Annotated in this window: 10 protein-coding genes, 4 tRNA genes and 1 pseudogene; 7 read left to right on the top strand and 8 right to left on the bottom strand. The window is 60.8% G+C overall.

Annotated features, from left to right (window positions below):
• Nucleotides 1-247 precede the first annotated feature (247 nt).
• Both ACF8SD_RS13020 and ACF8SD_RS13015 read left to right on the top strand, forming a co-directional pair.
• Nucleotides 248-2,056, top strand: a complete 1,809-nt coding sequence (locus tag ACF8SD_RS13020) for an ABC transporter ATP-binding protein/permease (protein WP_392483752.1) — start codon at nucleotides 248-250, stop codon at nucleotides 2,054-2,056.
• 65 nt (nucleotides 2,057-2,121) lie between these two features.
• A complete protein-coding gene (locus ACF8SD_RS13015; RefSeq protein WP_173890111.1) occupies nucleotides 2,122-2,682 on the top strand; it encodes a histidine phosphatase family protein in 561 nt (186 codons plus the stop codon).
• Here ACF8SD_RS13015 and ACF8SD_RS13010 read toward each other — a convergent pair.
• The 4 genes and pseudogenes from ACF8SD_RS13010 to ACF8SD_RS12995 form a co-directional block, all read right to left on the bottom strand.
• Nucleotides 2,664-3,449: a sulfite exporter TauE/SafE family protein gene (locus tag ACF8SD_RS13010; RefSeq protein ID WP_392483751.1), complete on the bottom strand. Its 786-nt coding sequence runs from the start codon at nucleotides 3,447-3,449 to the stop codon at nucleotides 2,664-2,666. The genes ACF8SD_RS13015 and ACF8SD_RS13010 overlap by 19 nt on opposite strands.
• Before the next feature lie 132 nt (nucleotides 3,450-3,581).
• Nucleotides 3,582-4,322, bottom strand: a complete 741-nt coding sequence (locus ACF8SD_RS13005) for a methyl-accepting chemotaxis protein (RefSeq protein WP_370593823.1) — start codon at nucleotides 4,320-4,322, stop codon at nucleotides 3,582-3,584.
• 114 nt (nucleotides 4,323-4,436) lie between these two features.
• Nucleotides 4,437-5,468: pseudogene (gene mcpA, locus ACF8SD_RS13000) on the bottom strand (methyl-accepting chemotaxis protein McpA); the annotation flags it as partial.
• Between the two features lie 142 nt (nucleotides 5,469-5,610).
• Nucleotides 5,611-6,489 carry a LysR family transcriptional regulator gene (locus tag ACF8SD_RS12995; protein WP_392483750.1) on the bottom strand — a complete coding sequence of 293 codons (879 nt, stop codon included), beginning with the start codon at nucleotides 6,487-6,489 and terminating at the stop codon, nucleotides 5,611-5,613.
• A 101-nt stretch (nucleotides 6,490-6,590) separates the two neighbouring features.
• On the opposite strand from ACF8SD_RS12995, the gene ACF8SD_RS12990 reads away from it, so the two are divergent.
• Entirely contained in the window at nucleotides 6,591-7,019 is a 429-nt protein-coding gene (locus ACF8SD_RS12990; RefSeq protein WP_173890103.1) for a PACE efflux transporter, read from the top strand.
• 86 nt (nucleotides 7,020-7,105) lie between these two features.
• On the opposite strand, the gene ACF8SD_RS12985 is transcribed toward ACF8SD_RS12990, so the two are convergent.
• The 4 genes from ACF8SD_RS12985 to folD form a co-directional block, all read right to left on the bottom strand.
• Complete coding sequence (locus ACF8SD_RS12985; protein ID WP_392483749.1) at nucleotides 7,106-7,774, bottom strand: GntR family transcriptional regulator; 669 nt, start codon at nucleotides 7,772-7,774, stop codon at nucleotides 7,106-7,108.
• Nucleotides 7,775-7,790: 16 nt separating this feature from the next.
• Nucleotides 7,791-8,495, bottom strand: coding sequence for a FadR/GntR family transcriptional regulator (locus tag ACF8SD_RS12980; protein WP_173890101.1), 705 nt, complete (start codon nucleotides 8,493-8,495; stop codon nucleotides 7,791-7,793).
• A gap of 44 nt (nucleotides 8,496-8,539) precedes the next feature.
• Complete coding sequence (locus ACF8SD_RS12975) at nucleotides 8,540-9,850, bottom strand: C4-dicarboxylate transporter DctA (protein ID WP_009682642.1); 1,311 nt, start codon at nucleotides 9,848-9,850, stop codon at nucleotides 8,540-8,542.
• 437 nt (nucleotides 9,851-10,287) lie between these two features.
• Nucleotides 10,288-11,142 carry a bifunctional methylenetetrahydrofolate dehydrogenase/methenyltetrahydrofolate cyclohydrolase FolD gene (gene folD, locus ACF8SD_RS12970; protein WP_173890099.1) on the bottom strand — a complete coding sequence of 285 codons (855 nt, stop codon included), beginning with the start codon at nucleotides 11,140-11,142 and terminating at the stop codon, nucleotides 10,288-10,290.
• 270 nt (nucleotides 11,143-11,412) lie between these two features.
• Here folD and ACF8SD_RS12965 point away from each other — a divergent pair.
• The 4 genes from ACF8SD_RS12965 to ACF8SD_RS12950 all read left to right on the top strand — a co-directional run bounded on the left by ACF8SD_RS12965 (nucleotide 11,413) and on the right by ACF8SD_RS12950 (nucleotide 11,854).
• A tRNA-Arg gene (locus ACF8SD_RS12965) sits at nucleotides 11,413-11,489 on the top strand.
• 41 nt (nucleotides 11,490-11,530) lie between these two features.
• Nucleotides 11,531-11,606 (top strand) — tRNA-His (locus ACF8SD_RS12960).
• A 51-nt stretch (nucleotides 11,607-11,657) separates the two neighbouring features.
• Nucleotides 11,658-11,742: transfer RNA gene (locus tag ACF8SD_RS12955), tRNA-Leu, on the top strand.
• A gap of 36 nt (nucleotides 11,743-11,778) precedes the next feature.
• Nucleotides 11,779-11,854 (top strand) — tRNA-His (locus ACF8SD_RS12950).
• Nucleotides 11,855-11,952 lie beyond the last annotated feature (98 nt).

The raw sequence follows: 11,952 nt of genomic DNA, 5'->3' as shown, positions 1-11,952 counted from the left end.
CCATGTGAGAGTAGGTCATCGTCAAGATTCATTTCGCAAAACCCCTATCTGCACAGGCAGGTAGGGGTTTTGTCTTTGTGCTCCAAAAAAGTCCCCTGGCCTCACAACAATCCCTGTGGGAGCGGGCGTGCCCGCGAACACCGGCGCAGCCGGTGCCAGCCAGCTTTCATGAAATGTACGTCATGTATGCCTGAAGCGTTATAGGGCAGTGCTACGCTCGCGGAAATACTCAGCACGGATATTCACCATGGACATGAACTGGCACCAGGCCTTGCAAGAGAGCCTGAGTTGGCTGGCAATCGCCTCGTTCATCACCTTTGTCGGCTTCACAACCGCCGCTATTCTGGCCATACGCTACACCCGCTGGGGCAGCCAGTTTTGGCAACTTGCGGGGCCTTATTTCAGTTACAAACGCAGTTGGCGGCCACTGCTGGTGTTTGCCTTGCTGCTGGTCCTGACGTTGTCTTCCGTACGCCTCAATGTGCTGTTTTCGTTCTGGTACAACGGGTTCTACAGCGCTCTCCAAGGCTTGAATCAAGTGGCATTCTGGTACCTGCTCGGGGTCTTCGCCGTGCTGGCTAGCATCCATGTGCTGCGATCACTTTGCACTTTCTACGTGACCCAAGCCTTCAGCATCACCTGGCGGGTATGGTTGACCGAGCGCCTGACCCGTGACTGGATGCACGGTGATGCTTACTACCGTGGTCAATTTCTTGCCGAACCAGTCGACAACCCCGACCAGCGTATCGAGCTGGACGTGAACGCCTTCGTCAGCAACTCCCTGACCTTGGCCTTGGGGGCAGTCAGTGCGCTGGTGTCCTTGGTGGCGTTCACCGGGATCCTCTGGGGGTTGTCGGCGCCGTTGGCCGTGGCCGGTGTTGAAATTCCCAGGGCGATGGTGTTTGCAGTGTACCTGTATGTGATCATTGCCACCTGGATCGCCTTCCGCCTGGGCCAGCCTTTGATTCGCCTGAACTTCCTCAACGAAAAACTCACCGCCAACTTCCGCTATGCGCTGATGCGCCTGCGTGAAAATGCCGAGAACGTCGCTTTCTACCAAGGTGCCGAGGTTGAGCGGGGCACCTTGCTGGGGCGCTTCGCGACACTGATCGTGAATGCCTGGGCGCTGGTATTCCGAAACCTCAAGTTCAGTGGTTTCAACCTGGGGGTCAGCCAGGTGGCGGTCGTATTCCCGTTCATTCTGCAGGCACCGCGCTTCTTCAGCGGAGCAATCAAGCTGGGTGACGTCATGCAAACGTCTCAGGCATTTGGGCAGGTGCAGGATGCACTGTCGTTCTTTCGTGAATCGTACGATGCATTCGCGCAGTACCGGGCTACGCTGGACCGTCTGACCGGTTTTCTCGATGCCAACGCGCAGGCAAGGGCATTGCCGCGGGTACTCACCGCGGAGCAGGCCCATGCGCTGCAGATTGCCGACCTGAAAGTGCTGCGCCCGGATGGACACGCCCTGATCACTGATCTGAACCTGAGCCTGCAAGCTGGGCAGGCGCTGTTGATCAAAGGGCCTTCAGGCAGCGGCAAGACCACCCTGCTGCGCGCCCTGGCTGGCCTGTGGCCCTATGCCGAAGGTGAGGTGCGGCGCCCACTGGGCCATCAGGCGCTGTTCCTGTCGCAGCGTCCCTATTTGCCTTTGGGGGACCTGCGCACGGTCATTGCTTATCCAGTAGTGGGTCAGCCAGAGGATCAGGCGCGTATGCAGCAAGTACTGCACCAGGTCAATCTTGGGCATCTGGCCGAGCGCCTGGAGGTCAGCTGCGATTGGTCGCATATTCTGTCGGTGGGTGAGCAGCAACGCCTGGCTTTTGCCCGGGTCCTGTTCAACCGGCCGCAGGTGGTGTTTCTTGATGAGTCCACCTCAGCGATGGATGAGGGGCTCGAGCATGCCCTGTATGCGCTGCTGCGCTCGGAAATGCCTGGTGCACTGTTGCTCAGTGTTGGGCACCGCAGCACCCTGGCAGGTTTTCATACACACCGGCTGGAGGTGGATGGGCGTGGCGGTTGGTCATTGGTGGCGCAGGAGCCAGAGTTGGCATAGTGTTCAGCTTGCCTGCCTCGCAGCATGCCAAACACTGTGCACCAGCCAGCCACCCGAGACACTTGATGAAAGCTACCCGCTTGACCCTCATTTGCCATGCCCTGACTCGGGCCCAGAAGACCGGACGCCTGCACCGCGCCGATGACGGCATACTGCCGCTTTCGCAACCGCCAGCGCCTGTGCTGCCAGCTGTGCAGCTGCTGACGGCACCAGAGCGGCGCGCCTGCGAAACAGCGGCGTGGTTGTCGAGCACAGTGCATGTCGAGCCCGCCTTGGCCGATTGCGACCTCGGGCATTGGCAGGGCATGGCGCTTAAGCAGTTGCAGGCCGAGCAACCAGAAGCGTTGACCGATTGGCTGCAGGAGCCAGCCAGTGCCGTGCATGGTGGGGAGTCGTTCGCTGCGCTGTGCCAGCGGATGGCCGCCTGGCTGGCGGCGTTCGACAGGCCGGGTGAATGGCTGGCGGTCACCCATCCGCAGGTCATGCGTGCCGTGCTGGTGCAGGTACTAGGCTGCCCGATGAGTGCCGGGCAGCGTATCGATGTGTTGCCGCTGTCACGCCTGGAACTGAGCCATACCGGGCAGTGGCGGCTGCGCCTGGGTGAATTTCAAAACGCCAGCTTGTAGCCGATCAACAACAGCATGGCGGCCAGGCACGGACGCAGCACGCGGTCGGAGATCCGCCCGGTGAGGTGGCTGCCCAGGTAGATGCCCGGCAGTGAACCCAGTAGCAGGTAGCCCAGTAGCGACCAGTCCATATTGCCCATGCCGGCATGGCCAAGGCCTGCCACCAGCGTTAGCGGCACGGCATGGGCGATTTCCGTACCGACCAGGCGACGGGTGACCAGAAACGGGTACAGCAGGAACAACGCCACGGTACCCAGGGCACCGGCGCCGATGGAGGTCAGGGTGACCATCACCCCCAGTACCACGCCGGTCAGCACGGTGAGGGTGTTCAGCGCACCTGCGCTGAGGTGGTAGTGATCGCCGGCATGGTGGCTGGCGAAAGCCTGCAGCCGCGATTTGAACAGAATGGCCAACGCGGTGAGGATCAACACCACAGCCAGGCCTTGTTTGATGATGGCATTGAGCGCCGAGGTGTCGGTATGCAGGGTGCTCAGGAACCACAGGGTCAATGCGGCCGCAGGCACGCTGCCGAGGCTGAGCAGGCCAGTGATCTTCCAGTCGATGTTCTTGTTGCGTGCATGCACCCAGACCCCACTGGCCTTGGTGATGGCGGCATAGAGCAAATCGGTGCCGACAGCCGTCGCCGGGTTGATACCGAACCACAACAGGATCGGGGTCATCAGCGAGCCGCCGCCGACGCCGGTCATGCCGACGATGAAACCCACGACCAGTCCCGCAATGGTGAAACCAAAAGAACCTACATCCATAAGCTACTCGACCGCCCAACATTGCCCGTTATCGGATGCAGCCAGCATATAGATTTTTTTATAGCCAAATAGACTTGTTCGTTATTAGGTTATAACCGCATAAAGCTAGGGGCGCTGCGCGCCCCCGGCTTCTCAGATCCGGAAACTCCCAACCAGCTGCTTCAAGCGGCCGGCTTGCTGCGCCAGTTGATCGCAGTGGCGCAGGGTCTCATTAAGGTTCTCTACCCCTTGCTGGTTCAGCGCATTGATCTGGGTGATGTCCAGATTGAGGCTTTCCACCACGGCTGTCTGCTCTTCGGTAGCGGTGGCCACCGACTGGTTCATACCGTCGATCTCGCCAATACGCTGGGTGACGCTGGCCAGGCGCTCACCGGCCTGGTTAGCCACTTGCACGGTTTGCTCACTGGAAACCTGGCTCGTATTCATGGTGTGCACCGCTTCGCGTGAACCGACTTGCAGGCTGGTGATCATGCGGTGGATTTCTTCTGCCGATTCCTGGGTCCGGTGGGCCAGGTTGCGTACCTCGTCGGCCACCACGGCAAAGCCTCTACCCGCTTCGCCGGCGCGTGCCGCCTCGATCGCCGCGTTCAGTGCCAGCAGGTTGGTCTGCTGCGAGATGCCTTTGATCACGTCGAGAATCTTGCCGATTTCATCCGTGCTGGCATTGAGCGTTTCAATCTGTGCGCACGATTCGCTGATACGCTGCGACAGCGCAGTCATGGCGTTGATCGCTTCTTCCACCACTTCCCGGCCACCGTGGGCCTGCTCGCTGGCACCGCTGGCATGCTGCGAGGCATCTGCGGCGTTGCGCGCGATTTCCTGGGTCGCGGCGCCCAGCTCGTTGATGGCTGCTGCCACGCTGTTGGTGCGCATGCTCTGTTCTTCGGAGCCACTGATCGACGCATTCGACGCGCTGACCACTTTCTCTGACAGGTCATGCACCAGGCGGGTGGCTGACGACACTTCGCTGATCGAGGCGTGAATGCGTTCGACAAAACGGTTGAACGACGTTGCCAGTTCGCCGAATTCGTCTTGGTTCTGCACCACCAGACGGCGGGTCAGGTCGCCTTCACCCTCGGCGATATCGCGCATGGCGCGGCCCATGGTGGTCAACGGGCGCATCAGTACCGGAATCAGCAGGCCCAGCAGGCCGGCAATGGCCGCCACGGCAATCAGCATGGCGATGATGGCCGATGTGCGGAACTGGCTGAGTGCTGCGTAGGCCTTGTCCTTGTCGATCGACAGGCCGATGTACCACTGGGCCGAAGGCAGCCCGGCGACCGGCGCGAACGAAATGATCCGGTCCTGGCCGTTCAGGGTGACGTCCTGCATGCCGGCGGCAACGCGCAGGTCGCTGCCGGGGTAAATATCCTTCAGATTTTTCATGACCTGGTCTTTGTTCGGGCTGACGATCACCTGGCCATTGGCATCGGCCAGGAACGCGTGGCCGAGGCCACCGAAATCGACCGAGTTGATGATCTCCATCAGAGTATCGAGGGTCAGGTCACCGCCAATCACACCGACCATTTCACCCGTGGCCTTGCTTTTCACCGGGGTGGCGATAGTGACCATCAGGCCACCGACCGCGCCCTGGTAAGGTGGCGTCAGCACCGTTTGCCCGGCATTGGCCGCCGCTGCATACCAGGGCCGCTGGCGTGGGTCGTAACCGGCAGGCATCTGAGCGTCCGGGCGCTGGGTGAATACGCCGTTGGCCTGACCCAGGTAGGTGAACAGAAAATTGCGCGTGTAGGAGGGTTGCTCGATCAACCCGGCCAGGGTCTCGCCGGCACCCTGCTGGCCGATATCCTGTGCCAGGTTTTCCAGCACCAGGATGCGCCCGCTCATCCAGTTTTGCACGCTGCTGGCGGTCAGGGCCCCGGACTGCTGCACCGAGGCTTCTATGTTCTGGCGGATAGTGTTGCGTTGCAGGTAGTCGTTATAAAGCGTGAACAGGGCGAATGCCAGGACCACGACGCCGCAGGCGCTGAGCAGGATTTTGTGGCGAAATTTCAGGTTCATGTTTCGAGACCTTGAGCCAATGTGGGGAGGACGCAGGGCGCTTATGACGTTCTGCGGGGCCTATCGACCGGGATATCGGCTCCGGGGGTAAAACATTGAAGTACTTACAGTAATTTCTTACAGGCCTTTCGACAGACGGCGCTTAGCCCTTGGCCAATTGCTCTATCAGCAATCTCGCTGCTTGCTGCAATGGCTGTTGTTTGCGCCACAGGATATGCACCGGCAGTTGCAACTCGTTGCGGGTATTACGAAAGGCGAGACGCACCAGGCGCCCGGTTGCCAACAGTGGGGCCACCCGAGATAACGGCAGGTCGCCCCAGCCCAGGCCGGCTTCGACCATCTGCAGGGCCAGGTCGAAGCTGTCGGTAGACCAGTGCGTAGCGCCGATCAGCGGGCGTGGATCGGCCAGCGGCAGGTCACGGCTACGCACCAGGATCTGACGCACGCGGGTCAGGTCTTCGAGGTAGTGGATGCGTGCTTCACGCAGCGCCGGGTGGCTCGGGGCGAGGGTGGCTACCAAGGCTTCCATACCGATGTGCTGAAAGCCCCGGCGCGCATCCACCTGCAGGCCAGCGAAAGCCACACAAAGATCGGCGCGGCCGCTGTCCAGCAAGTGCAGGGCCTCTTCCTGCGGGGCGCTAAGCAAAGCGATATCGAGCAATGGGTGGCGCACACCGAGGTCGGCGATAGCCGCCAGCAACGGGCGGTGATCGATGTCAGGCACCACCGCCAGCGTCAAGCTGCTTTCAAGGCCCTGTGATAGCTCCAAGGCATGGACTTGCAGCAGCCCCAGTTGCTCGGCAATCAGCCTGGCGTGCGGTTCCAGGGCCAAGGCCCGGGCGGTGGGCCGAACTTCGCGCGGCCCGCGTTCGAACAGGCCGTATCCCAGCTCCGCTTCCAGATTGCCAATAGCCATACTGACCGCCGACGGTACCCGTTTGAGGGCGCGAGCGGCGGCGGAGAACGAGCCGCGGTCGAGCACGGCAAGAAACAGCTGGATGTTGTCGCTGGAAAAATTCATGGCAGCCTCCTGTCAGTAGATCTGACAGCTGCTGACTTTTGCTGTCAAGCAAAGTGAATCATTATCGCGCCCTTCTTTATTGTGATTGGAGGTAAATGTAGGTGCAGGGTCTGAAGCGCAAACTGGTGTACGTGACGTGCTATGAGCTGATAGGGCTGAGCATGTCGACCCTCGGGCTGGCTTACCTGTCGGACAGCCAGGCGTCGCATACCGGGCCATTGGCGGTGATGATCACAACCATTGCCATGCTCTGGAACCTGATTTTCAACACGTTGTTCGAGCGCTGGGAAAGCCGCCAGGCCAAGCGCGGACGCAGCGTAGCGCGACGGGTGGCGCATGCGGTCGGCTTTCAGCTGACCCTGGTGGTGTATCTGATTCCGCTGATTGCCTGGTGGCTGGACATGACGCTGGTAGAGGCATTGCTGGTGGACATGGCGTTCATTGTGCTGATCCCTTGCTACACCTTTGCCTACAACTGGATGTTTGACCAAATCTTCGGCTTACCGACCTCGGCCATGGCCAAGGCTTGACGCCGGCTCTACAGTCCACCGCGTGGTACACCCGCTGCTGGACCGGTGCATAGCCTTCAGTAGCGGGCTTGGCCTTTGCGCTCGGGCTACGCCAGGTCGAGTTTCTCTTCCAGTCGGTCGAGGTGGATGTGCATCCGCCCCAATGCCGCCTCGGCATCGCCTTGCTCCACGGCATCGATGATCGCCGCATGCTCTTCCCACGCACAATGTTCGCAGCACGGCGATTCGTAGCGGGCAATGATCAGTGAGGTCATCGGGACCAGGCCGTTGAGAAACCGTGCCAAGGGCGCATTGGCCGCCACTTGCGCCAGTTTGAGGTGGAACTCGCCACCCAGACGGATCGCCGCGCAGCGCTCGCCACTTTCATGGTGCTGGCGCTCACGTTCAACCAACTGGCGCAGTTGACGTATCTGCGCAGGGCGTGCGCGCTGTGCGGCCAGGGTGATCAGGGTGGTCTCCGCCAACCGCCGGGCACTAAGTACCTGCCGCGCTTGCTCGGGGCCGGGGGCTGCCAGGTGCGCGGTGTGGCTGGGGCGCTGCACCACCACTTGCTGATCACACAGGCGCCCGAGCACGCGGCGGATTACAGTACGGCTGACCCCAAAGGCCTGGCCCAACGCCTGCTCGGGCAGCAGGCTGCCGGGGGGCAGGCGCTGTTCGAGAATGGCGTCGAATAGCCGTGGGTAGATTTGCTCGGCCGACAGGCGGGTTTCGCCGGCCGCGAGCAGGGCAGGCAAGTGGGGGGCGGCGTTCATGGTCGCTCTCCTCAGGTCATGGATGCAGGTGTTCTTCCGGGATGTTCAGCGGGATGCCCATGCGCGAGCCTTCGGCCAGGATGTGCTGGCGCATCTGGGCACTGGCAAGGGCACTGTTGCGTTCGCGAATGGCGCGTACCACTGCCTCGTTCTCCTTCAGCCTTGCGGCCAGATGCTCCGGTGAATTGCGCAGCATGTCGGCGCTCTGTTTAAGGGCGTTGCCGGTCTGCTGCACGACACTTTGGAAGATCGGGTTGGTGGTCAGGGCGAAGAGGGCCTCATGGAAAGCGATATAGGCCCTGACCCCAGCTTCGCTGTCATCGGCCTCCAGCGCTTCGCGCATGTCCATCAGGGTGAGGCGCAACTGGCCAATGTCCTGGCTGTTGGCCGATTGTGCCACCAGGCCGACGATGAACGGTTCAAGGGTGTAGCGCAGTTCCAGTACATCAGCCAGGCTGGCGGCGGCGCTGGTATCGAGCCCCGGCTCAAGGGCGGCAGCTTCGGCATCCAGCACCAGCACGCCCTTGCCCGGCAGCGCGCGCACCAAGCCCAGGGTTTCCAGCACGGTTACCGCTTCGCGCAGGCTGGGCCGGCTGATGCCCAGTTGTTCAGCCAGCTCGCGCTGGCCCGGCAGCATGTCGCCGCTGCGCCACTGGCCGCGGGCCAAGGCCTGGCGGAGTTTTTCCACCACTGAGTTGACGACGGTCGATGAGCTGATCACGGTTCGCTCCTTGAAGGGCCGGCATCAGTGCCGGCCACGTTCACTCAGAATTCCTGCTGATGGGCATTGGGCTGTTTGCGTGGCAACGGGGCAAAGCCGGGTTTGCCTGCCAGTACGTTGTTGGCACGCTCCAGGTCGATGTCCTTTTCCCAACGGGCAATCGCCACGGTGGCTACACAGTTGCCGATCAGGTTGGTCAATGCCCGGCCGATGCCCATGAACCAGTCCACCGCAAGTACCAGCACCAGGCCGACAACCGGAATTGCCGGTACGGCAGTCAACGTGGCCGCCAGGATCACCAGCGCCGAGCCAGGGATGCCGTGCGCGCCTTTCGAAGTTACCAGCGACACCAGCAGAATGGTCAGCAGGTCAGTCATCTCCAGCGGTGTGCCGGTGGCGTTGGCGATGAACACGATGGCCAGCGTCAGGTAGATGGAGAAACCGTCCAGGTTGAACGAGTAGCCGGTGGGAATCACCAACCCCACCGTGGAACTGCCGATGCCCAGGTGTTCCAGCTTGCGCATGATCTGCGGCAGAACGGCGTCGGAAGAGGCGGTGCCCAGCACGATGGTCAGCTCTTCACGCAGATACTTGATCAGTGGCAGCAGTTTCAGGCCCGACAGGCGCATCACGGTACCCAGCACGATCAGCACGAAGCCTGCACAGGTCAGGTAGAACAGCGCTACCAGGCCGCCCAGGTGCTGCAGCGATTCCAGGCCGTACTTGCTGGTGGTGAAGGCGATGGCACCGAATACACCGATCGGCGCCAGGCGCACGATCATGCCCATGATGCGGAAGATCACATGGCTCAGTTCGTTGATCAGCCGCGAAATGCCGGCGGCCGAGTCGCCCACCAGGTTCAATGCGCTGCCGAACAGCACCGAAAACAGCAGCACCTGAAGGATGTTGTTGTCGGCGAACGCGCCGATCACCGAGGTAGGGATCAGGTCCATGAAAAACGCCGCGGCGCCATGGATGTGTTGACCGCGCTCGGCCAGGCTGCTGGCATCGGCACTGGACAGTTGGTCCAGGTGAATATTGGCGCCGCTGCCGATGCCGCTGCTGAAGGCGAATACCAGGCCGATCACCAACGCCAGGGTGGTCAGCACTTCAAAGTAGATCACCGACTTCAAGCCGATGCGCCCGACCTTTTTCAGGTCGCCCGCGCCCGAGATACCACTGACCACCACGCAGAACACGATCAGGCCGATGAGCATCTTGATCAGCTTGATGAAGCCGTCGCCGAGGGGTTTTAGTTGTAACGAAAGGTCGGGGAAGCTGAGGCCGCAGGCAATGCCGAGGGCAAGGCCAAGCACGACTTGCAGGAATATCGAACGCGAGCACCATTTGAGCATGGGAGAAGTCTCAGATCGGTGTCCTTGCTTCGGTAGCCGCACGGGGCGAAAGAGCGCAGGACTTAATTATTGTGGTCTTACCGGTTTGTTCAGCGCCAGGCCATAAAAGCGCGAAAAATCGTTCTTTGCAAGGGTTTTTGGCCTTACCGGTCTGACCAGTTATGGGGCGAGTGGGCCTGCCGCGCTCTAGTTCGGTGCGCGGCGTAAAGTTCGTGGTTTGAGCAGGGCACGTGAGCGAACACGCCCCCCGGTGCCGGTGATACCCTTGAACCAGATTCGAGCAGGGCCGGCCCATACGGCCAATGCAAGCTCCCTGCCAATTGCGCTGTGCGTTTGGCCTTTCTCCAGGTTGCATCAAGCCCAAGCCCTTGAAACCGGGCAAAAAAAACGGCACCTGCCAGAGGTGCCGTTTTCGCCATGTGCAATCTTTACTTGCTTTACTTGTGCAGCTCTTGCGCCGCGTACAGCGTGTTCTCCAGCAGGCACGCCCGGGTCATTGGCCCAACCCCGCCCGGTACTGGGGTGATCCAGCCGGCGCGGGGCAGGGCAGTCTCGTAGACCACATCGCCGACCAGCTTGCCGTCTGCCTGGCGGTTGATGCCCACGTCGATCACGATGGCGCCTTCCTTGATCCACTCTCCTTTGACCAGGCCCGGCTTGCCTGCGGCTACCACCACCAGATCGGCGCGGCCGACATGGCCGGCCAAGTCCTTGGTAAAGCGGTGGCAAACAGTCACGGTGCAGCCGGCCAGCAGCAGCTCCATGGCCATTGGGCGGCCAACGATGTTGGAAGCGCCGACGATGACGGCGTTCATGCCGTACAGATCCTGGCCGGTGCTTTCCAGCAGGGTCATGATGCCTTTTGGTGTGCAGGGGCGCAGCAGCGGAATACGCTGGGCCAGGCGGCCGATGTTGTACGGGTGGAAGCCGTCCACGTCTTTGTCAGGGCGAATGCGCTCGAGCAGCAGCGACGCCTCAAGGTGCGCCGGCAGCGGCAACTGCAGCAGAATGCCGTCGACGGCCGGGTCGTCGTTAAGACGGTCGATCAGCTCGGTCAGGGCTTCTTGCGTGGTCGCGGCGGGCAGGTCGAAAGCCTGCGAAATGAAGCCGACCTCTTCGCAGTCCTTGCGCTTGTGCGAGACATAGACTTGGGAGGCGGGGTCGGTGCCGACCAGGATCACCGCCAGGCCCGGCGTACGCAGGCCTTGCTGGCGACGCTCCACGACACGTTGAGCGATCTGCTGGCGCAGGCTGGCGGCGATTGCCTTGCCATCGATTAGGTGTGCAGTCATAGACGCGTGATTAACCATCGAGAAGGAAACAATAAAGAGCGCGCATTCTCGCACGACATGGGCGAAGGGCAAAGGCGGGTGGTCGGGCAAATCCCCTAAGCCCTTAAATAATTTAAATTTTTTTGAAAAAGGTGTTGACGACTTTCGGGGTCGCCTATAAGATTCGCCGCACTTGTCGGGCACAGCCTAGCACTGGTTGGCTAAGTCGGGCAGAATGGGTCGTTTGGCAGTTAGCTGTCGAATACTTGTTCGGTTAGGCTTGAAGCTTAAGCGCCCGTAGCTCAGCTGGATAGAGCATCCGCCTTCTAAGCGGATGGTCGCAGGTTCGAGTCCTGCCGGGTGCGCCATTAGGCAGCTTTGGCAAGCAAGTTGGCTGTAATGCAATATGGTGGGCGTAGCTCAGTTGGTAGAGCGCTGGATTGTGATTCCAGTTGTCGTGGGTTCGATTCCCATCGTCCACCCCATATTTTCGAAGGCGCCTCGATAGCATCTGGCGCCTTTGTTTTAAGCGTTACGCGGACGTGGTGAAATTGGTAGACACACTGGATTTAGGTTCCAGCGGCGCAAGCTGTAAGAGTTCGAGTCTCTTCGTCCGCACCATGTTTTTGTAAGGTTGTACCGTAACACCGCACTATGGTGGGCGTAGCTCAGTTGGTAGAGCGCTGGATTGTGATTCCAGTTGTCGTGGGTTCGATTCCCATCGTCCACCCCATATTTTAAAGAGGCGCCTTGGTCGTGAGACCAGGCGCCTTTTTTGCTTTCATTGCTCCGTCATGTCGGTACTGCAAGGTTCAGCACAAATTCTTCGTG

It is taken from the genome of Pseudomonas sp. CJQ_9 (genome assembly GCF_043106615.1).
GTDB lineage: Bacteria > Pseudomonadota > Gammaproteobacteria > Pseudomonadales > Pseudomonadaceae > Aquipseudomonas > Aquipseudomonas juntendi.
The sequence above is the reverse complement of the archived record's forward strand: the minus strand, read 5'-3'. Positions and strand labels throughout refer to the sequence as shown.

Coding starts and splice junctions, on each gene's coding strand:
- ACF8SD_RS13020 (WP_392483752.1), top strand. CDS start 248: ATGGACATGAACTGGCACCAGGCCTTGCAAGAGAGCCTGAGTTGGCTG.
- ACF8SD_RS13015 (WP_173890111.1), top strand. CDS start 2,122: ATGAAAGCTACCCGCTTGACCCTCATTTGCCATGCCCTGACTCGGGCC.
- ACF8SD_RS13010 (WP_392483751.1), bottom strand. CDS start 3,449: ATGGATGTAGGTTCTTTTGGTTTCACCATTGCGGGACTGGTCGTGGGT.
- ACF8SD_RS13005 (WP_370593823.1), bottom strand. CDS start 4,322: ATGCGCACCAACAGCGTGGCAGCAGCCATCAACGAGCTGGGCGCCGCG.
- ACF8SD_RS12995 (WP_392483750.1), bottom strand. CDS start 6,489: ATGAATTTTTCCAGCGACAACATCCAGCTGTTTCTTGCCGTGCTCGAC.
- ACF8SD_RS12985 (WP_392483749.1), bottom strand. CDS start 7,774: ATGAACGCCGCCCCCCACTTGCCTGCCCTGCTCGCGGCCGGCGAAACC.
- ACF8SD_RS12975 (WP_009682642.1), bottom strand. CDS start 9,850: ATGCTCAAATGGTGCTCGCGTTCGATATTCCTGCAAGTCGTGCTTGGC.
- folD (WP_173890099.1), bottom strand. CDS start 11,142: ATGACTGCACACCTAATCGATGGCAAGGCAATCGCCGCCAGCCTGCGC.